The following is a 20,151-nucleotide window of genomic DNA, read 5'->3' on the forward strand; positions in this document are numbered from 1 at the left end:
CGACACAAGGCCGCTCCCACAAAGAACGAAGCCATCAGCATCACAACAGGAACCCTGCCCACCTCAGGAGGTCTGTGTTTGCATGTATTACGGTGAACGCTTCAACGCCTGGACCCACCTGGTCGGTGCCGTCCTCGCTGCTATTGGTGCCATCTGGCTGATCGTGGCCGCGGGCCTGCAAGGCGACCCGTGGAAGATCGTCAGCTTCTCCATCTACGGCGGCACGCTGCTGTTGCTGTACAGCATCTCCACCCTGTACCACAGCACCCGTGGGCGGGCGAAAGTGATCATGCGCAAGCTCGACCACCTGTCGATCTATCTGCTGATTGCCGGCAGCTACACGCCGTTTTGCCTGGTCAGCCTGCGCGGCCCGTGGGGATGGAGCCTGTTCGGCGTGGTCTGGGGGCTGGCGGTGCTAGGTATGCTCCAGGAAATCAAGCCGCGCTCCGAGGCGCGCATCCTCTCGATCATCATCTACGCGGTGATGGGCTGGATCGTGCTGGTGGCAGTCAAGCCGCTGCTGCACAGTCTCGGCACCGCCGGCTTCGCCTGGTTGGTAGCCGGCGGGGTGTTCTACACCGTGGGCATCATCTTCTTTGCCCTAGACAGCCGCCTGCGTCACGCACATGGTATCTGGCACCTGTTCGTGATCGTGGGCAGCCTGATGCACTTTGTGGCGGTGTCGCTTTACGTACGTTAGCGTATTGCTGACTGAGAGCGTCGGGCTGGCAAGGTTGCAGTTTGAGTATTCGCAAAAAAATGTCGCACTTTCGGTCTGTTAATTTAACTTATCATTTGAGATGCAACTTTTTGGGTGGGCATTGCAAATGACGGCGGCATCTGAGGCTTTATATTTCCCTTCTTTTGCATGCTGGTAGTCATAATAGTCGGTTATGAATGGAATTTCTTCAAGAGAACCGTCAGGAATTGCAATGCTGAGTTTTCCATATACAAATTTTTTAAGCGTTTTCAAATCTTCTCTTGGGTGCGCCTTGAAAAGTGCCTCAAGAAGACTTGTGTCCAAACTTTTGGAATGTGCCATTTCTTTAAAAGAATCAAGTTCGCGCTCTGTGGCGTCAGGGGCTAGGACCTTAAATCGTGCGATCATGTAGCTTTCATATCCTTCGTCCCAGCCTGGCTTGGATGCAAGGACGGCTGCATACATTCCTGGTGTGTCTCTATCAATATAGCAGTAACCGCCATGTATGGCCGGATAGTTCAAACTGTTACTTTGGTCATATCCCAGAGATGCCATGTATGCCTTGCATTTTTTTTGTTCGGCCGTAAGGTTGCTCGCTAAATCACATGTGCCATTTTGGCAGGTGAGCCCTGTGGCGCAATCGTATATGTTAGTATTCGATGTGCCGCATGCTCCACCAAGGTGTCGAATGATATGGTTTTTCTGCTCCAATGCCAGTGCTGGTGTAATTACCCCTGTGATCAAAGCGGTAAGGAATAGTGGAAATATAAACTTCATGCTGCATGCCTCCTGTCAATGGGTGTGATAGGAGTATAAACCTGAAAGACTGGTCTGCCACCTGACAAAAATATCAGGTCTCCAGCCTAAAAGTGGACGACCTGCGTGCGATGCCAGGAACGACTCCAGTCATATGTATCTGAGCGCAGCAACTCATTTATATAAGATTCCAGGCAGCTTTGGGGAAGTCACTGGCGAGCTATATGTCACCCCATAGTTGCTGTGCCACAGACAGTGCGACAACAGGCGCGGTTTCTGTGCGCAGTACGCGCGGGCCAAGGCGGGCGGCGTGGAAGCCGGCGCCCTTGGCCTGCTCGATCTCGGCATCGCTCAGGCCGCCTTCGGGGCCGATGAGAAAGGCTAGGCGTGCCGGCTTGTCATGGCTGGTCAGCGGCTCGGCAACCGGGTGCAGCACCAGTTTGAGGTCGGCATCGCTGCTTTTGATCCACTCCGCCAGGGGCACGGGGGGGTGGATCATTGGCAAGGTCGAACGGCCGCACTGCTCACAGGCGCTGATTGCTACCTGGCGCCAGTGGGCCAGGCGTTTGTCGGCACGCTCGTCCTTCAGGCGCACTTCGCAGCGCTCGCTGACGATCGGGGTGATTTCGTTGGCGCCCAATTCGGTGGCCTTCTGAATCGCCCAATCCATGCGCTCGCCACGGGACAGGCCCTGACCGAGGTGCACGTGCAACGGTGAATCGGCCTGGCCGGCGAGGGCCCGGTCGAGGCTGACGCGTACGGTTTTCTTGCCCACTTCAAGCAATTGGCCGAGGTATTCCTGGCCGCTGCCGTCGAACAGCTGCACGGCGTCGCCGGGGGCCATGCGCAGTACGCGGCCGATGTAGTGGGCCTGGGCTTCGGGCAGGTCGTGCTCGCCAAGGCTCAGGGGGGCGTCGATGAAGAAGCGGGACAGTCTCATGGGTTTGCTCGGTAAATAGAGAGACGCAGATCCCCTGTGGGAGCGGGCGTGCCNNNNGCACGCCCGCTCCCACAGGAAAAGTGGTGTGGCGAATTGCCGGGCCTAGCCCGGGTCGCGGAAGTCGGGGTGGAAGTTGGCCGGCACGGCAACACTGACGCTGTCGCGGGTGGCGATGTCGATGCCTTCGCTGGCAACTTCTGCAAGGAAGTCGATCTGCTCCGGGGTGATCACGTACGGCGGCAGGAAGTACACCACGCTGCCCAACGGCCGTAGCAGGGCGCCGCGGGTCAGGGCGTGTTCGAACACCTTCAGGCCACGTCGCTCCTGCCAGGGGTAGGCCACCTTGCCAGCTTTGTCCTTGACCATCTCGATGGCCAAGGCCATGCCGGTCTGGCGGATTTCGGCAACGTGAGCATGATCGGCCAGGTGCGCAATGGCTGTGGCCATGCGCGTGGCCAGGGCCTTGTTGGCCTCGATCACGTTGTCCTGCTCGAAGATATCCAGGGTCGCCAGCGCTGCAGCGCACGCCAGCGGGTTGCCGGTGTAGCTGTGCGAGTGCAGGAACGCGCGCAGTGTCGGGTAGTCGTCGTAGAACGCCTGGTACACCTTGTCGGTGGTCAGGCAGGCGGCCAGCGGCAGGTAGCCGCCGGTCAGGGCCTTGGACAGGCACAGGAAATCCGGGCGGATGCCGGCTTGCTCGCAGGCGAACATCGTGCCGGTGCGGCCGAAGCCCACGGCGATCTCGTCATGGATCAGATGCACGTCGTAGCGGTCACAGGCCTCGCGCAACAACTTGAGGTACACCGGGTGGTACATGCGCATGCCACCGGCACCCTGTATCAGCGGCTCGACGATCACGGCGCTGATCGAGGTGTGGTGTTCGGCCAGGGTCTGCTCCATGGCCTGGAACATGTTGCGCGAGTGCTCTTCCCAGCTCATGCCCTCGGGGCGCAGGTAGCAGTCAGGGCTTGGCACCTTGAGGGTGTCGAGCAGCAGCGCCTTGTAGGTTTCGGTGAACAGCGGCACATCACCCACCGACATGGCGGCAATGGTTTCGCCATGGTAGCTGTTGGTCAGGGTGACGAAGCGCTTCTTGTCCGGTTTGCCGATGTTCTGCCAGTAGTGGAAGCTCATCTTCAGCGCCACCTCGATGCACGACGAGCCATTGTCGGCATAGAACACCCGGTCGAGACCGGCCGGGGTCATGGCGACCAGGCGCTCGGACAGCTCGATCACTGGCTGATGACTGAAACCGGCCAGGATCACGTGCTCGAGCTGGTCGACCTGGTCCTTGATGCGCTGGTTGATGCGCGGGTTGGCATGGCCGAAGACGTTGACCCACCAACTGCTCACCGCATCCAGATAGCGTTTGCCCTCGAAGTCTTCCAGCCACACGCCTTCGCCGCGCTTGATCGGGATCAGCGGCAGCTGCTCGTGGTCTTTCATCTGGGTACAGGGGTGCCACAGGACCTTGAGGTCGCGTTGCATCCACTGATCATTGAGGCCCATGGGCACTTCTCCTGGCTTTGCGGCGTGGTTCGACCGCGTAAGCCTAAGCAATGCCGCAGGGCAGAACAACCGCTGCCGTTCAATGGCGGTGGGTGCCGGTCCATTCCAGCTTGCGGATATGCACGGTGCCGGCGTGCGAGGTGGAGATGGTCAGGCGCCGAAAGGGGCCGTCAATCACCTGGTAGTAGGGGTGTGTAGCGATCGGGCCCGGGCGAGCGTCCCGGAAGCCGCTACCTTCGAGGGTGAGCCAGTAAAAAATGCGAGGGGATGGCGCAACCAGGTCATAGTCGATGTTCTCGGCATCGAACAACATGTGCAGGTCTTCGCTCAGAAAGTCGCTGACTACGTAGTATTCCAGCCGCAGGGACTCGACCTCTTGAGCGAACGCAATCGAAATTTCGCTGTGTTCACCAATGACCAGCTCGGTACCGTCCTCGCCCTTGAAGGCTTCGTGAAAGCCGATCCAGGACGTGCTGCTGGCGTGGAAGCTCAGGCCTGAGGCTGTGCGAAGTGTCTGCCTGTGTAACAGAAGCTGCCGCTCCACTTGGTTGAAACGCTCCTCGAAGATCATGCGCAGCCCCCCCTGGCGGGCTTTTGGCCATCTTCGCCAGCTTCGTCTACCACCCTGTGACATGGCTACTGGCAAAAATGTCAGTTGCCAAAAGGACTTGATGTCACTGCGCTGGCAGGGTGACCGGACCTGACGTATTCTTAACGCATCTTCCCGGGGCATTCCTGCCTCTCCCCGTTTCTGTAACCTCTGACTCGGAGTTCGCCGACATGGCTGCTGCTTGGGTGCGCCTGTGCGCGTTGGTATTGATTGGTGTGTCCAGCGGCGCTGCGCTGGCAAAAGACAAGACGCCCACGGCGATTGTAGTGGGGGGTGGCCTGGCAGGCCTGACGGCAGCCTACGAGCTGCAGAACAAAGGCTGGCAGGTGACCCTGCTGGAGGCCAAGGCGGGCATGGGCGGGCGTTCGGGCCTGGCCACCAGCGAGTGGATCGGCAACGCCAAGGCACAGCCGGTGCTCAACCAGTACCTCGACCGTTTCAAGCTTGAAACACTGCCGGCGCCCGAGTTCGTGCGTACCCCGGGTTACTTGATTGACGGCGAATACTTCAGCGCCAGCGATCTGGCCACCAAGCAACCGGCCACTGCCGAGGCGCTCAAGCGTTACGAGAAAACCCTTGATGACCTGGCCCGTTCGATCGATGACCCGCTGAACCCGCAGGCAACCAGCACGCTGTTCGCCCTTGACCAGATCAACGTCTCCACCTGGCTGGACAAACTGCAACTGCCGGCCACCGCCCGTCAGTTGATCAATCAGCAGATCCGCACCCGCTACGATGAACCGTCGCGCCTGTCGCTGCTGTACTTCGCCCAGCAGAACCGCGTGTACCGCGGCGTCAGCGACCGCGACCTGCGCGCCGCGCGCCTGCCCGGTGGCAGCCCGGTGCTGGCCCAGGCTTTCGTCAAGCAGTTGAAAACCATCAAGACCAGCTCGCCGGTTACCGCCATTGTCCAGGACAAGGATGGTGTCACGGTAAAAGTCGGCAGCGTCGGCTACAAGGCGGATTATCTGGTCATGGCTGTGCCCCTGCGCGCGCTGGCCAAGATTCAGATGACCCCTGGCCTGGACAGCCAACACCTGGCGGCGCTCAAGGGCACCAACTATGGTTGGCGCGACCAGATCATGCTCAAGTTCAAGAAACCCGTATGGGAAAGCCGCGCACGCATGTCGGGCGAAATCTTCAGTAACGCCGGCCTCGGCATGCTGTGGGTCGAACCGGCGCTCAAGGGTGGTGCCAATGTGGTGATCAACCTGTCCGGCGATAACGCTCGCCTGCTGCAGGCGTTTGGTGAAAAGCAGATGGTCGACCAGGTGTTGATCCGTCTGCATGCGTTCTACCCACAGGCCCGTGGTGCTTTCACCGGTTACGAGGTCAAGCGATACAGCGCGGACGCTGGCACGGGTGGTGCCTACCTGGCCTACGGTCCGGGGCAGATCAGCAAATACTGGCGCCTGTGGGAACGTCCGGTGCAGCGCATGACCTTTGCCGGTGAGCACACGGATGCCCTGTATCCGGGCACTCTGGAAGGCGCCCTGCGCAGTGGCCAGCGTGCGGCCAGCCAGGCACAGGACCTGTTGGCCGGCAAGTCGTTCGACCCGGCCAAGGCGCTGCCGGTTGCGGCGGCGGCAGGTGCGGTGGCCGCCAAGGAGAGCAAGGGCGGATTCTTCTCCAATATGTTCGGCGGTTCGTCCGACAAGGGCGACAAAGCTGACAAGGCGCCGGCCAAAGCTGAGCCTAAGCAGGCCGAAGAGGCCAAGCAGGACAAGCCAGGCTTCTTCAAGCGCCTGTTTGGCGGGGCGCAAACGCCAGAGGCGAAGGCTGAGCCAATTGCCAAGGCTGAGGAAGTGGCGCCTGCACCTGCGCCCGCTCCACAGGCGGCTCCGGCTCCTGCAGCGCCTGCGCCTGTGGCCAAGGAAACGGCTGCCAAGCCTGCGGCAACCAAAGCCGCTCCCGCCAAGCATGCGCCCGCGCACAAGCCAGCCCACAAGCCTGCCGAGACGAAGAAGGCGACAGCCAAGTCGGAGCCTGCGAAGAAGGCTGTAACCAATACCCAGGCCAAGGCGGGCTGATCGATCGACAGTGTCGGCCTGTTCGCAGCCTGAGGGCCGACACTGCAACCCGAACTCTCCGACTATCGTTAATGTTTTCTTAATGGTCAGCTAACAGAATAAATATCGGATTACTCGATAATCCAAAGCAATTTTTTCCGCTTTTCTTCGATACGTTACGCGTTAGTCTGTGCATAGCTTTCACGGGGAAACACGCAACATGCAACTGCGCAATTCACCTTCTCGCTACGGCGTGGTCAGCATCATCCTGCACTGGGGCGTGGCGCTGGCAGTTTTCGGCCTGTTCGGCCTGGGCCTGTGGATGGTCGGCCTCGACTACTACAGCCCTTGGCGCAAAGCTGGCCCGGACCTGCACAAGAGCATCGGCCTGGTGCTGCTGGCGGTGATGCTGCTGCGGGTAGTCTGGCGTTTCATCAGCCCGCCACCACCGGCACCCACCAACCACGGCGCAATCACACGCCTGGCGGCCAAGCTGGGCCACCTGGCCCTGTACCTTGGGCTGTTTGCGGTGATGGTTGCCGGTTACCTGATTTCCACCGCCGACGGCGTCGGCATTCCGGTGTTCGGCCTGTTCGAAGTGCCGGCACTGATCAGCGACCTGCCTGACCAGGCAGATGTGGCGGGTGTGGTTCATTTGTGGCTGGCTTGGGGGCTGGTGATTTTTGCCGTGCTGCATGCCCTTGCCGCGCTCAAGCATCATTTCATCGACCGTGACGCGACCCTGACTCGCATGCTGGGCCGCAAAGCTTGACTCTCAACCTCAATTACACAGGAAGGAACAGGATGTTGAAAAAGACTTTTGCCGCTCTGGCGCTCGGTACCGCTCTGCTCTCTGCTGGCCAGGCCATGGCTGCCGAGTACAAGATCGACAAGGAAGGCCAGCACGCGTTCGTTGACTGGAAAATCAGCCACCTGGGCTACAGCTTCATCCACGGTACTTTCAAGGATTTCGACGGCAACTTCAGCTGGGACAGTGCCAAGCCTGAAGCCAGCAAGATTAGCGTCGACTTGAAAACTGCCAGCCTGTGGTCGAATCACGCCGAGCGTGACAAGCACATCGCCAGCGCCGACTTCCTCGACGTGAAGAAGTACCCGGACGCCAAATTCGTTTCCACCAGCGTCAAGTCGACTGGCGACAAGACGGCTGACGTGACTGGCGACCTGACCATGCACGGTGTCACCAAACCGGTGACGTTCAAAGCTACCTTCAACGGTGAAGGCAAGGACCCATGGGGTGGTGAGCGCGCAGGCTTCAACGCCACCACAACGCTGAACCTGAACGACTTCGGCATCAAAGGCCCGGGCGCTACTTCGCAGACCCTGGACCTGGATATCAGTGTTGAAGGTGTGAAGCAGAAGTGATTTCTGCTGGCTGAAGACCGAGAGGGCCGCTTTGCGGCCCTATCACGACACAAGGCCGCTCCCGCAGAGAATTTCTTGATCTCTGCAGGAGCGGCCTTGTGTCGTGATAGGGCTGCCAAGCAGCCCCCTCGGTACTTCTATCAGCCCTTGCGGGTCAGCAGCGCCGGGCGCTCACCGCGTGGGCGGCTTGGCAGGTCATCCAGTTGCTCAGGCGTCGGGAAGCGGTCCAGTTTGGACTCCTTGCGAATGATCACTGGCTGTTTTTCCGGCTGACGCGGGTTGCGCACGGCCGGCTCTTGCCGGGCAGCATCGTCACGCGCAGGGCGACCACGGCCACCGCCGCCATCACGACGGGCACCGCCACCGTTGTTGGCGCGGGGCGGGCGTTTTTCTCCGCCACCACTGCGTGGCTGGCCGCCATTGCGGGCTTGGCCTTGGCCGCCAGCGTTGCTGCGTTGACCATTGCCTTGCCCCTGACCTTGGCCAGCACCACCTGGGCGACGGTTGCGGCCCTGGTTCTTGCCCTGGTACGGACTGACATAGTCGGCGCGGTTACCGAAGTTATCGACTTCGTCGTCCAGGAACTCTTCCGGGTCGCGGTCTGCTGGCGGTTTCGGCACGCCGTTATTGCTGGCCTGCTGTGGGCGTGGTTTCTTGTCACGCGGCTTGCGCGGCTGCTGCTGCTTGTCGCCGCTCTTTTCCTTGTCGTCCGGCTTGGCCGCAGCTTGCTGCCTGGCTTTGCCTTTGTCCTTGCCTTTGTCCTTGCGGCCGCCGTTGCTGTCTTTGGCACCTTCGCCGCGGGCTTGCTGGTTGCGGCCTCCGCGGCCGTTGTTTTGCGGGCGCTCGCGTGTTTCAGGCTTCTCGGCTTCGACCTGGCTGGCGTCGAAGCCCATCAGGTCGCCATCCGCGATGCGCTGCTTGGTCACCCGCTCGATGCTCTTGAGCAGCTTTTCTTCATCTGGTGCGACCAGGGAAATAGCTTCGCCCGAACGACCGGCACGGCCGGTACGGCCAATGCGGTGGACGTAGTCTTCCTCGACATTCGGCAGCTCGAAGTTGACAACGTGGGGCAACTGGTCGATGTCCAGGCCGCGGGCAGCGATGTCGGTGGCGACCAGTACGCGCACGCTGTTGGCCTTGAAGTCGGCCAAAGCCTTGGTGCGGGCGTTCTGGCTCTTGTTGCCGTGGATCGCGGCGGCGGTCAGGCCTTGCTTTTCCAGATACTCGGCCAGGCGGTTGGCACCGTGCTTGGTTCGGGTGAACACCAACACCTGTTCCCAGGCGCCCAAGGTGATCAGGTGCGCCAGCAGGGCACGCTTGTGGCTGGCAGGCAGCCGGTACACCCGCTGCTCGATACGCTCGACGGTGGTGTTCGGCGGGGTGACCTCGATACGCTCCGGGTTGTGCAGGAGCTTGTCGGCGAGGTCGGTGATGTCCTTGGAGAAGGTGGCCGAGAAAAGCAGGTTCTGCCGCTTGGCCGGCAGGCGGGCGAGCACCTTCTTGACGTCGTGGATGAAGCCCATGTCGAGCATGCGATCGGCTTCATCAAGTACCAGGATTTCCACGTGGGCCAGGTCGACCTTGCCTTGGCCGGCCAGGTCGAGCAGGCGGCCTGGGCAGGCGACCAGCACATCAACGCCTTTGGCAATGGCCTGGATCTGCGGGTTCATGCCAACGCCGCCGAAGATGCAGGCGCTGACCAGTGGCAGGTCACGGGCATAGACTTTGAAACTGTCATGCACCTGGGCTGCCAGTTCGCGGGTCGGTGTCAGGACCAGGACGCGAGGCTGGCGCGGGCCATGGCGCTGCGATTTGTCGGGATGGCCGGCCGGGAACAGGCGCTCGAGAATCGGCAGGGCGAAGCCGCCGGTTTTACCCGTACCTGTCTGTGCGGCAACCATCAGGTCGCGGCCTTGCAACACGGCGGGAATGGCCCGCTGTTGCACGGGGGTCGGCTGGGTGTAGCCCGCAGCCTCGATAGCGCGGACAAGAGCCTCGGAGAGACCGAGGGAAGCAAAGGACATGGGCGATCCTGTTCTCGTGTGGGCTGGGCCCGTTGGGATGTTCTGCCTGGCGCGACGGGCATCGGTGAAATGCGATCGCGTCCGGTCCAGCTGGGCTTTCACTGCACATCCGGGAAACGGAGGCTGGACGCGAAGGGGCGTCGGTGCCGATCGGGATGCCTGTTGCGAGGCCGAGCGTCCGGGCGTGAGCCGGGCGGGAAGGCCCGAGTATAACAGAGCTATCGCGCTGTGCTGCTTTCCTGCTGCTCAACGGCGTTGAGAATGTTTCCAGTGTCGCTTGTATAGCGGTTGCTGATCGCTGCGTAGGCCGGTTCCTGCTTGAACCGCTGCAGCTCTTCGGCAAAGGCCACGGCCAGTGCCTCGCGCCCAGGCTTGCGCACCAGGCCCAAATACTGCGCCTGGCGGCTGACTACCAGCGGCAGTTCTTCGACTTGCTGTTGCAGGCCGAGCTGGCGGAGCAGGTAATGCCCGACCCTGCGGTCGGTGATCGCCAGGTCGATACGCCCCAGCACCAGCTTGCCGAAGTTGGCTTCGTGGGTGGGTGCGGCTTCGCGCTTGAAGTGCGGGGCCTCGGTGAACGCTTGACCGTAGGCGTAGCCGGGCGATGTGCCGACGGTGAGGCCGGCGAGGTCGTCCAGGTGGGTGACGGCATGGCGGCGCGTGCGGCTTTGGAACAGGACGAATTCGACCTCCGACATGGGTTCGGAGCCGTACACCATGTAGGGTTGGCGCGCGTCCGTCTGGAAAATGTCGAGAATGCCATCGGCAAGGCCCTGCTCAGCCATCGCCAAGCAGCGCTTCCAAGGCAGGAATTGCCACTCCACCTCGACGCCGAGGCGTGCGAAGACCTGGCTGGCGACTTCGTAGTCGATGCCGCGCGGTTGGCCGTTGTGCTGAAACACATAAGGTGCCCAGTCGTCGGTTACCAGGCGCAAGCGTTCGCCCAGAGCCAACGGGCTCAGGCAAACGAGCAGGAGGATCCAGAACAGACGGGCGATATGTGGCATGGCCGGAGATTACGCGCTCGGCCGGTGTACGGTAAAGGCATGCACGATCGATGTAGGAGCGGGCGTGCCCGCGAACACCGGCGAAGCCGGTGCCAACGATCGGGTTGCTCTCTTCGCGGGCGCGCCCGCTCCCATAAAGCCGCGCAAGACAATGAATTTTGCGGGCACATCAGGCGTGAGTGGTTCGCAGCAGATGCGCCTCGATATCCTTGCGCCGCTCGCCCAGCGATAGCCGTAGCCCCGGATGGCGCAGGCACTGACGCAGCCGCTCGGGCTCCATGTAGCCGTAGCGGTCATTGAGGTTTTCCAGGGCCTTGTCCCACCAGGCGGACGCGCAGGCGCGGTCAAACTCATTGGGGTAGGGGTAGCAGCCATAGAGCAATTCGCGGGCGAACTGGCGCTCGTGGCTGGGCAGGGTCAGGCTCAGCGCCTTGTAACCCAAACGGTGGAGGGTGGGTGGCCGCGGCAGTTGGTCGTTGACCCGCGCAACGTCGGCCAGGGCCGAGGGGCTGAGTGGGTCGTGGTCGTGCTTGCGCAGCCAGGCCTGGATCTTGGCGCGGAACTGCGCCTTCCGGCTCCAGTAGTGATGGATGACATCGGTACACTCGGCCAGCTCCAGGTTGCGGTAGGCCGCTACTGCCAGGCAGAACTCCTCAAGGGTATAGGCCTCGCGAGCCAAGGGGTAGAATTCGTCCATCATGGCGATGGAGCGGTCCAGGGTGCCGCAGTCCTCGGCAGTGAGGCCGATAACGCCGGAATTGATGAGCGGCATCTGGCAGTCGGCCAGTCCCCGGGACTCGAGAAGGGTCAGCAGGTTCTTGTACAACAGGCACTTCTGGTTAGCGCCGTAGCGTGTGCCGATAGCGTTGCACAGCAGGCGGTTGGGCGCTACACGGGCGAACAGGTGCAACGGCGAAGTGCGGAAGAAGGTGTCTGTGTCGATCAGCACTGCCAGCGGGTGTTGCTGCAGTACCTGGCGCAACAGCACATGCTTGCTGCGAAAGTGATAACCGTGCGGGGCATTCCATGCCTGGCGCGTGGCCTCGTCCAGCAGGTGGACGGTGACGGGCAGCTTGGCGTAGGGCTGCGCATTGTCGGTGTAAACCTGGATGTCCATGGCCTCGCCGGCTGCGCTGCCCAACTGGGCGAGGGCGCTGACGATGCTGAAGCAGGCTTCCTGATGGTAGGTTGCCGGGCCAAAAGCCAGGTATACAAGCTGTGGGCGCGAAGGTTGGGTGTGCTGCATGGCAGGCAAGACCTGTTTAACCCGAAAATGAATAAGGCTTTAGTCTATGACCAAAGCCTTAATCATTTCTTAAGCAGACTTTGCCAAAAGATTTCAGCGCGGCAGCTTCAGGTTGTTCCAGATCGCCAGGCTCGGTTCAGCCTGGTTCAAGGTATAGAAGTGCAGGCCCGGCGCGCCGCCTTGCAACAGCTGTTCGCACATGCGGGTAATCACTTCTTCGCCAAAGGCCTGGATGCTGGCGGTGTCGTCGGCATAGGCTTCCAGCTGCTTGCGGATCCAGCGCGGGATCTCGGCGCCACAGGCATCGGAGAAGCGGGCCAGCTTGCTGTAGTTGGTGATCGGCATGATGCCCGGTACCACCGGAATGTCCACGCCCAGCTTCTGTGCACGCTCGACGAAGTAGAAGTAGCTGTCGGCGTTGAAGAAGTACTGGGTGATGGCGCTGTCGGCACCGGCCTTGACCTTGTGCACAAAGTTGGCCAGATCCGCCTCGAAGTTGCGCGCCTGCGGGTGCATTTCCGGGTAGGCAGCCACTTCCAGGTGGAAGTGATCAGCGGTTTCCTGGCGGATGAACTCGACCAGGTCACTGGCATAGCGCAGTTCACCACTGGCCATGCCCATGCCCGACGGCAGGTCACCACGCAAAGCGACAATGCGTTTGATGCCGGCGGCCTTGTACTCGGCCAGCAGGGCGCGCAACTCGGCCTTGGTGTCGCCCACGCACGACAGGTGCGGCGCGGCAGGTATCTTCACTTCGCTTTCCAGCTGCAGCACGGTATTGAGCGTGCGGTCGCGGGTCGAGCCACCGGCACCGTAGGTGCAGGAGAAGAAGTCCGGGTTATAGGTGGCCAGCTGGCGGGCGACGCCCATCAGCTTTTCGTGACCGGCGTCGGTCTTGGTTGGGAAGAACTCGAAACTGTAGCGGCGTTCTTGTGACATCAGGCGTTCCTCTGGCAACAAGCGTCTAACGGCAAGCTGCAAGTAAAAGCCAGATCGGTGATGGCCGGTCTGGCTTGGGCGTCGTTCAAGATCTGTGTTTCTGGAGCTGCAAGTGGCAACGGCACGGTATGCCTTTGCTTGCCACTTGCAGCTTCAAGCTTGCCGCTTAGTAGCGGTAGGCGTGCGGCTTGAACGGGCCTTCGACGGTCACGCCGATGTAGTCGGCTTGCTGTTTGGTCAGCTGGGTGACCACGCCGCCGAAGCCGCGGACCATTTCCAGGGCCACTTCTTCGTCGAGTTTCTTCGGCAGCACTTCAACGGTCAGGCGCTCGGCTTTCTTTTCGGCCGGCAGGTCAGCGAACTTCTGCTCGAACAGGAAGATCTGTGCCAGAACCTGGTTGGCGAACGAGCCGTCCATGATGCGGCTTGGGTGGCCAGTGGCGTTGCCCAGGTTGACTAGGCGGCCTTCGGCCAGCAGGATCAGGTAGTCGTCGTTCTGCGGGTCGAAGCTGCCAGCGCCGGTACGGTGGACCTTGTGAACCTGCGGCTTGACCTCTTCCCAGGCCCAGTTCTTGCGCATGAAGGCGGTGTCGATCTCGTTGTCGAAGTGGCCGATGTTGCAGACTACGGCACGCTTTTTCAGGGCCTTGAGCATGTTGGCGTCGCAGACGTTGACGTTACCGGTGGTGGTCACGATCAGGTCGATCTTGCCCAGCAGAGCCTTGTCGATGCTGGCTTCGGTGCCGTCGTTGATACCGTCGATGAACGGCGAGACCAGCTCGAAGCCGTCCATGCAGGCCTGCATGGCGCAGATTGGATCAACTTCGGAGACCTTGACGATCATGCCTTCCTGACGCAGGGACTGGGCCGAGCCCTTGCCCACGTCACCGTAGCCGATCACCAGGGCCTGCTTGCCCGACAGCAGGTGGTCGGTACCACGCTTGATGGCATCGTTCAGGCTGTGACGGCAGCCGTACTTGTTGTCGTTCTTGCTCTTGGTGACCGAGTCGTTGACGTTGATCGCCGGGACTTTCAGCTCGCCCTTGGCCAGCATGTCCAGCAGGCGGTGTACGCCGGTGGTGGTCTCTTCGGTCACGCCGTGCACACGGTCCAGTACCTGCGGGTACTTCTTGTGCAGCAGTTCGGTCAGGTCACCACCGTCGTCGAGGATCATGTTGGCGTCCCATGGCTGGCCATCTTTCAGGATGGTCTGCTCCAGGCACCACTCGTACTCTTCTTCGGTTTCACCTTTCCAAGCAAATACCGGGATACCGGCGGCGGCGATCGAGGCGGCGGCCTGGTCTTGAGTCGAGAAGATGTTGCAGGACGACCAGCGCACTTCGGCACCCAGGGCAACCAGGGTTTCGATCAGCACGGCGGTCTGGATGGTCATGTGGATGCAGCCCAGGATCTTCGCACCCTTGAGCGGTTGCTCGGCCAGGTACTTGCGACGCAGGCCCATCAGCGCAGGCATTTCCGATTCGGCAATGATGGTTTCGCTACGGCCCCAGGCGGCCAGGGAGATGTCGGCGACTTTGTAATCGGTAAAACCAGCAGGCATGTTTGCAGCGCTCATGAGAGCCTCCATTCGTAATGTGCGAATGGGCGCCGTTGTGCGTTAAGCGCTCGCGGGAGCGAGCAACGCCCCATCCGAGCCTGACAGGCCTAGCCTGCTGCAGCGCCCCTCGGACAGGTGGCGGGCATGGCACCGCTGTGGGCAACCATGTAAAACGGCGCAGATTATAGCTGCCCCCGCCGGCTTGCCCAAGGTTTTCCGTCGATTAATCGCGACGATAGTCGATGTTCAATGGAGCGAAGGCAGCCGCTCTGCCATCATTGCTACACGTTAGCCAAGCAGGTCAGGAGTACAGATGAACTTTCACACCCGCAAGTGGGTTAAACCCGAAGACCTCAACCCCAATGGCACCCTGTTCGGTGGCAGCCTGTTGCGCTGGATCGATGAAGAGGCGGCGATCTACGCCATCGTCCAGCTGGGCAACCAGCGTGTGGTGACCAAGTACATGTCGGAAATCAACTTCGTCAGTGCTTCGCGTCAGGGTGACATCATCGAGCTGGGCATCACCGCTACCGCGTTCGGCCGCACCTCGATCACCCTCAAGTGCGAAGTGCGTAACAAGATCACCCGCAAGAGCATTCTGACTGTCGACAAGATGGTGTTCGTCAACCTGGGTGAGGATGGCTTGCCGGCAGCCCATGGGCGCACCGAGATCAAGTATGTGCAGGACCAGTTCCCGGATTCGGCAGTCGAATAGATTCTGGTTGCCTGTGCCGGCCTCTTCGCGGGTGAACCCGCTCCTACAGGGGTACGCGAACCTGTAGGAGCGGGTTTACCCGCGAATGGGCCGCAAAGCGGCCCCGGCATTCTCAAGGCTGGGCGCTGACCTTGCGCACCACCCGCCCAATGCTCAACCCCTGCACCAGAATCGACGACAACACCACGATGTAGGTGATCGACAGCAGCAGGTCCCGTTCCTCGCCCAGCGGTAGCGACAGTGCAAGTGCCACCGACACACCACCGCGCAGGCCACCCCAGGTCAGCACCCGCACCGTGCCTTTGGGCACCGGGCGCCAGCGCCGCAGCAGCACGATCGCCGGGGCCACCGTCAGCAGGCGCGACAGCAGCACTGCCAGCGCCAGCACGCCGCCGGCCGCCAGGTGCATCCAGTTGAACGGCAGCAGCAACAGCTCCAGGCCGATCAATGCGAACAGCAGCGCATTGAGCATGTCGTCGATCAGCTCCCAGAAACCGTCCATGTAACGGCGGGTCATGTCATTCATCGCCAGGTTGCGCCCCAGGTTGCCGATGATCAGGCCTGCCACCACCATGGCGATCGGTGCCGACACATGCAGTTCGTAGCACATCGCCGAACCACCGATTACCAACGCCAGGGTCAGCATGACTTCCACCTGGTACTGCTCGACACTCTTGATCATCCGGTAGGTGGCGTAGCCGATCAGGCCACCGAACACCACGCCGCCAATGGCCTCGCGGGCGAACAGGATCGCCGTGTCGGTCATGCTCGGTGTTTCACCCAGCTGGATGATGCCCAGCAACACGGTGAATACCACGACTGCCGTGCCGTCGTTGAACAGTGACTCGCCGACGATGGTGGTTTTAAGCGGTTTGGGCGCATTGGCAGTACGCAGCGCGCCAAGCACGGCAATCGGGTCGGTTGGTGAGATCAGTGCACCGAACAGCAGGCAGTAGATCAGGGGGACCTGCCAGCCGAACAGGGCAAACACCCAATGCGCCAGGTAGCCGATGACCACGGTGGCGATCAGCACGCCCAAGGTGGCCAGCAGGCCGATCGGCCAGCGATAGCTGCGCAGGTCGCTGAGGTTGACGTGCAGGGCGCCGGCAAACAGCAGGAACGCCAACATCCAGTGCATGAGCAGGTCGTTGAAGTCGATCTGGTTCATCAGCCCTTCGACGCGTTCTTCCAGGCCAGGGAAGCCGATAAGGCTCAGGCCCTGCAACATCAGGGAAAACAGCAGCGCCGTGACCATCACGCCGATGGCGGGGGGCAGGCCGATGAAACGGTAGTTCACATAGGTCAGAAGTGTGGTGAGGCAGATAAACGCGGCAACTAATTCAAGCATCCCGAATCCTGTAACAGTGGCTTCCAAGTCGTTACCCGAGTGACTCGGGCAGTTCTTTGATGACCTGGCACGGGGTTCGGGGCACAGGGTTTGACCGAATTAGTCCAAATCGTTCCCGTGACAGTCTGCACTGGTTACCCTGTGGGAGCGGGCGTGCCCGCGAACACCGGCAAAGCCGGTGCCATACACCGAGTTGCATTCTTCGCGGGCATGCCCGCTCCCACAAAGCCCCCCTGAACGCTATATATTCACAGCCATGAAAAGCCATAAGGACAAGAAGGCGTGTTGGCAACATCTCTGGTGCTGGTTGCCGCCCTGCTGCATGCAACCTGGAATACCCTGATCAAATTCAGCGGCGAGCGCTTGCTGGTCATCGCCAGCATGGACACGGTGGCGCTGGCCTTCGCGGTGCTGGCGGTGCCCTTCGTGGATGTTCCGCCTGCTGAAATCTGGCCTTGGTTGGTTGCTTCGGCACTGGCTGAGCAGTTGTACCGTTATTTGCTGATCCAGGCCTACCGCGTGGGCGACCTGGGGCTGGTCTATCCTCTGATGCGCGGGCTGTCACCGTTGGTGGTGCTGGGGCTGACCCTGGCCTTTGCCGGGGAATCGCTGAGCCAGCAGCAGATCATCGGTATCCTGTTGATCCCCTGTGGCATGGCCTGTCTGTTGTGGCAGGGCGGCGGCGGTGACCGGCTACCATGGTCGATGCTGCCGGTGGTTGCCTTGATTGGCCTGTGCATTGGTTGCTACACCTGGTTCGACGGCCAGGCCGTGCGCCTGTGGGGCAAACCGTGGGATTACCTGGTCTGGCTGACCCTGCTCAGCGCCTGGCAATTCCCGTTGTTGGCGAGCGTAGCGCGGCGGGCGCCATTCGTACTGTTCTGGCGAACCCAATGGCGCCTTGGGTTGGCGGTAGGGTTCTGCGTATTGTTCAGCTATGCCCTGGTGCTGTGGGCCATGCACCTGGGGTCTGTGGCCGAAGCGGCGGCACTGCGGGAATTGAGCGTGATCCTGGTGGTGCTGCTGGGTATGCGCTACCTCAAAGAACCTTTTGGCGGGCCGAGACTCCTAGCTTGCGGGCTGGTATTGGCCGGCATGCTGGTAATGAAGCTTTGACCTGAAGACTGAACAAGGAGTCCTGTCCATGACTGTTGCCCTGTGGTGCATCCTGATTGCCCTGCTGTTGAACCCGCTTTGTGCCTTGATCGCCAAGGCGAGCAGTGGCCGCTTCGGCCTCAAGGACAATCACGATCCGCGAGCCTTCCTCGATACCTTGTCGGGCCTGCCACGGCGTGCCCATGCTGCGCAGCAGAATGGCTACGAAGCGTTTCCGGCATTTGCTGCGGCGGTGCTTGTGGCGGATATCGTCGGCAATGCCGAGCAGGTGACCCAGGATGTACTGGGGGTGATGTATATCACCAGCCGCTTGCTTTACATCATCTGCTACCTGGCCGACTGGGCTGCCTTGCGGTCGCTGGTGTGGCTTGCCGGCTTGGCACTTATCGTGTCGTTCTTCGTGGTTTCCATCTGAAACCGAGTGGCCTTCTTCGCGGGCAGCTCCCGCGAAGAAGGCAGCAACGGTCAAGGTACCTTGGGCACCTCAGGCAGTGGCTGGCCCTTGGGCCACAGCATCCAGATCTGCCCTTGCTGCTTCATGTTCCCGGCCAGTTCGCCGGCTTCTGGCCCTGTGCCCCAGAATAGGTCAGCGCGCACTTCGCCGGTAATCGCCCCGCCGGTGTCTTGCGCGCCAACCGGTCGTACCACCGGCGAGCCGTCCGGGCGTGTGGTAGACAGCCACAACAAGCTGCCCAGGGGAATCACCTTGCGGTCGATGGCCACGCTGTAGCCGGCGGTAAGCGGTACGTTCAGCGAGCCTCGCGGGCCTTCGTTGCTGTCCGGGCGGGTGCTGAAGAATACATAGCTGGGGTTGCTGGCCAGCAGCTCTGGTACGCGCTGCGGGTTGGCCTGGGCCCAGGCGTGAATGGCGCCCATGCTCACGTCTTCTTTTTTCAGCTGACCCTGCTCCACCAGCCAGCGGCCGATCGGCCGATAGGGGTGGCCGTTCTGGTCGGCGTAGCCCAGGCGCAGTTGACGACCGTCTTCCAGTTGCACCCGGCCAGAACCCTGGATCTGCAGGAACTGCAGGTCCATCGGGTCGGTCAGCCAGGCCAGCACCGGTGCCTGGACGCCGTTACGGTTGATGACCTCGGCCGTGTCATAGGGCTTGAGCACCCGACCCTCCAGACGGCCGCGCAGGCGTTTGCCCTTCAGTTCGGGGTACACGCTGGCCAGGTCGACCACGATCATGTCATCAGGGATGCCGTAGACCGCCACATGGTTGGTTGCCGATTGGCTCAGGCTGCCAGGGTAGACCGGCTCGTAGTAGCCGGTAATCAGGCCGTTGGCATTGTTTTCTGCAGAGCGCAGGCCGTACACCTGCAGGTTCTGTTCAAGGAAGGTTCGCACTTGGGCGGCGCTGGCTGTGGCGCTGCCGGCCGCTTCGCAGGTGGCGGCCCACACCGGGTCGCGCTTGAGTTTTTCGCAGCCGTTGCGCCATGCATAAAAGCCGGCCAGCAGGTCTTCATCGCTGACGGCCGGCAAGTCTTTCCAAGTGGCCGGGGCATAGGTGGCGACAGCGTGGGGCTCGGGCTTGGCGCTCTCGCCGCCGTTGCAGCCGGCCAGCAAAGCCAGCACCGGCAGTGTCCAGGCCAGGTGGCGCAGGGCAGATTTCATGTGTGCATTCCTGTCATGAGCGAACATGAAGGTTCGCCCCTGTCTTTTATGTGGCTATTGGTGTTTGGCCCAGTGGCAGCGATACTGGCCGCCCATTTGCGTAGGCCGAAGTGAGCGTGATGTTGAAGCGATTGACCGTTGTTCTGCTGGCTGCACTTGCCCTGGTAGGGGCTTTGACGGGGTGTGACCGGGTTGACCCGAACTCGCCGCTGGGTAAACGCAAGGTGATCTTCAAGGACATGCTCAAGACCAGCGAAGACCTGGGTGGCATGCTGCGTGGCCGGTTGCCGTTCGACGGGGTGAAGTTTGCCGACGGTGCGCTGAAGCTGGACAGCCTGTCGCATCAGCCGTGGCAGCATTTTCCACAGGTGCGCGATGGTGGTGACAGCGCCGCCCGCGCCGAAGTGTGGGAGCGCCAGGCGCGGTTCCATGACCTGGCCCGGCAGCTTGAGGGCGTCACCGGCGAACTGGTCGATGTCACCCGCAATCAGCCACTGGATGCTGCGCAACTGAAGGCGCCGATGGACAAGGTCGAGTCTGCGTGCAAGGCCTGTCATAACGAATTTCGTAATCATTGAATGGCTGTGCTGTTCGCGCAAACCTTCGGGGCTTGTACAAATTCCTGTGGGAGCGGCCTTGTGTCGCGATAGGGCCGCTCAGCGGCCCCAGTATTT

General features: G+C 61.4%; 19 protein-coding genes and 1 riboswitch. Of the genes, 8 read left to right on the forward strand and 11 right to left on the reverse strand.

The genetic code is table 11. The features are described from left to right. Positions 1-82: 82 nt before the first annotated feature. Positions 83-700 carry a PAQR family membrane homeostasis protein TrhA gene (trhA, locus tag ACTJJN_RS00835; RefSeq protein ID WP_324736825.1) on the forward strand — a complete coding sequence of 206 codons (618 nt, stop codon included), beginning with the start codon at positions 83-85 and terminating at the stop codon, positions 698-700. A gap of 78 nt (positions 701-778) precedes the next feature. Here trhA and ACTJJN_RS00840 read toward each other — a convergent pair whose 3' ends face one another. From ACTJJN_RS00840 to ACTJJN_RS00855, 4 genes are all read right to left on the reverse strand, one after another. Beyond that, the gene (locus tag ACTJJN_RS00840; protein WP_324736826.1) at positions 779-1,477 is read right to left on the reverse strand and encodes a hypothetical protein; all 699 of its coding nucleotides are present in this window, start codon (positions 1,475-1,477) and stop codon (positions 779-781) included. Between the two features lie 199 nt (positions 1,478-1,676). After that, positions 1,677-2,396 (reverse strand): 16S rRNA (uracil(1498)-N(3))-methyltransferase, encoded by a 720-nt coding sequence (locus ACTJJN_RS00845; RefSeq protein WP_324736827.1) that lies wholly within the window; start codon positions 2,394-2,396, stop codon positions 1,677-1,679. Positions 2,397-2,498: 102 nt separating this feature from the next. Next, positions 2,499-3,905, reverse strand: a complete 1,407-nt coding sequence (locus tag ACTJJN_RS00850; protein ID WP_324736828.1) for an adenosylmethionine--8-amino-7-oxononanoate transaminase — start codon at positions 3,903-3,905, stop codon at positions 2,499-2,501. A gap of 79 nt (positions 3,906-3,984) precedes the next feature. After that, the gene (locus ACTJJN_RS00855; RefSeq protein ID WP_003249344.1) at positions 3,985-4,476 is read right to left on the reverse strand and encodes a hypothetical protein; all 492 of its coding nucleotides are present in this window, start codon (positions 4,474-4,476) and stop codon (positions 3,985-3,987) included. 209 nt (positions 4,477-4,685) lie between these two features. On the opposite strand from ACTJJN_RS00855, the gene ACTJJN_RS00860 reads away from it, so the two are divergent. The 3 genes from ACTJJN_RS00860 to ACTJJN_RS00870 all read left to right on the forward strand — a co-directional run bounded on the left by ACTJJN_RS00860 (position 4,686) and on the right by ACTJJN_RS00870 (position 7,907). Beyond that, positions 4,686-6,545, forward strand: coding sequence for a flavin monoamine oxidase family protein (locus tag ACTJJN_RS00860; RefSeq protein ID WP_012053907.1), 1,860 nt, complete (start codon positions 4,686-4,688; stop codon positions 6,543-6,545). Between the two features lie 199 nt (positions 6,546-6,744). Further along, complete coding sequence (locus ACTJJN_RS00865; RefSeq protein WP_012053906.1) at positions 6,745-7,296, forward strand: cytochrome b; 552 nt, start codon at positions 6,745-6,747, stop codon at positions 7,294-7,296. Between the two features lie 32 nt (positions 7,297-7,328). Beyond that, positions 7,329-7,907 carry a YceI family protein gene (locus ACTJJN_RS00870; RefSeq protein ID WP_003249350.1) on the forward strand — a complete coding sequence of 193 codons (579 nt, stop codon included), beginning with the start codon at positions 7,329-7,331 and terminating at the stop codon, positions 7,905-7,907. A gap of 140 nt (positions 7,908-8,047) precedes the next feature. Here the strand turns inward: ACTJJN_RS00870 and ACTJJN_RS00875 are convergent, their stop codons facing one another. The 5 genes from ACTJJN_RS00875 to ahcY form a co-directional block, all read right to left on the reverse strand. After that, positions 8,048-9,931: a DEAD/DEAH box helicase gene (locus ACTJJN_RS00875; RefSeq protein WP_012053905.1), complete on the reverse strand. Its 1,884-nt coding sequence runs from the start codon at positions 9,929-9,931 to the stop codon at positions 8,048-8,050. Between the two features lie 218 nt (positions 9,932-10,149). Next, positions 10,150-10,938, reverse strand: coding sequence for a substrate-binding periplasmic protein (locus ACTJJN_RS00880; RefSeq protein WP_014754660.1), 789 nt, complete (start codon positions 10,936-10,938; stop codon positions 10,150-10,152). 169 nt (positions 10,939-11,107) lie between these two features. Continuing rightward, positions 11,108-12,184, reverse strand: a complete 1,077-nt coding sequence (locus ACTJJN_RS00885; RefSeq protein ID WP_012053903.1) for a hypothetical protein — start codon at positions 12,182-12,184, stop codon at positions 11,108-11,110. Between the two features lie 93 nt (positions 12,185-12,277). Further along, positions 12,278-13,123: a methylenetetrahydrofolate reductase [NAD(P)H] gene (metF, locus tag ACTJJN_RS00890; protein ID WP_003249357.1), complete on the reverse strand. Its 846-nt coding sequence runs from the start codon at positions 13,121-13,123 to the stop codon at positions 12,278-12,280. Between the two features lie 166 nt (positions 13,124-13,289). Further along, on the reverse strand, positions 13,290-14,699 hold the full coding sequence (gene ahcY / locus ACTJJN_RS00895) for an adenosylhomocysteinase (protein WP_440780746.1): 1,410 nt from the start codon (positions 14,697-14,699) through the stop codon (positions 13,290-13,292). A gap of 20 nt (positions 14,700-14,719) precedes the next feature. Further along, positions 14,720-14,816, reverse strand: a riboswitch (S-adenosyl-L-homocysteine riboswitch). Between the two features lie 178 nt (positions 14,817-14,994). Here ahcY and ACTJJN_RS00900 point away from each other — a divergent pair. Then, positions 14,995-15,396, forward strand: coding sequence for an acyl-CoA thioesterase (locus ACTJJN_RS00900; protein WP_003249362.1), 402 nt, complete (start codon positions 14,995-14,997; stop codon positions 15,394-15,396). 112 nt (positions 15,397-15,508) lie between these two features. Here the strand turns inward: ACTJJN_RS00900 and ACTJJN_RS00905 are convergent, their stop codons facing one another. Further along, a complete protein-coding gene (locus ACTJJN_RS00905) occupies positions 15,509-16,744 on the reverse strand; it encodes a cation:proton antiporter (RefSeq protein WP_012053901.1) in 1,236 nt (411 codons plus the stop codon). A gap of 282 nt (positions 16,745-17,026) precedes the next feature. Between ACTJJN_RS00905 and ACTJJN_RS00910 the strand changes: the two genes are divergently transcribed. Both ACTJJN_RS00910 and ACTJJN_RS00915 read left to right on the forward strand, forming a co-directional pair. Next, positions 17,027-17,860, forward strand: a complete 834-nt coding sequence (locus ACTJJN_RS00910; RefSeq protein ID WP_003249366.1) for an EamA family transporter — start codon at positions 17,027-17,029, stop codon at positions 17,858-17,860. Positions 17,861-17,888: 28 nt separating this feature from the next. Continuing rightward, positions 17,889-18,275, forward strand: a complete 387-nt coding sequence (locus ACTJJN_RS00915; RefSeq protein ID WP_003249368.1) for an MAPEG family protein — start codon at positions 17,889-17,891, stop codon at positions 18,273-18,275. Positions 18,276-18,325: 50 nt separating this feature from the next. Here ACTJJN_RS00915 and mltA read toward each other — a convergent pair whose 3' ends face one another. Beyond that, positions 18,326-19,477, reverse strand: a complete 1,152-nt coding sequence (mltA, locus tag ACTJJN_RS00920) for a murein transglycosylase A (protein ID WP_004576621.1) — start codon at positions 19,475-19,477, stop codon at positions 18,326-18,328. A 119-nt stretch (positions 19,478-19,596) separates the two neighbouring features. Here mltA and ACTJJN_RS00925 point away from each other — a divergent pair, with 119 nt between their 5' ends. Next, positions 19,597-20,055, forward strand: coding sequence for a c-type cytochrome (locus tag ACTJJN_RS00925; protein WP_012053899.1), 459 nt, complete (start codon positions 19,597-19,599; stop codon positions 20,053-20,055). The last annotated feature ends 96 nt before the right edge of the window (positions 20,056-20,151 follow it).

The organism is Pseudomonas sp. 22515 (assembly GCF_052044625.1).
Classification (GTDB): domain Bacteria; phylum Pseudomonadota; class Gammaproteobacteria; order Pseudomonadales; family Pseudomonadaceae; genus Aquipseudomonas; species Aquipseudomonas alloputida.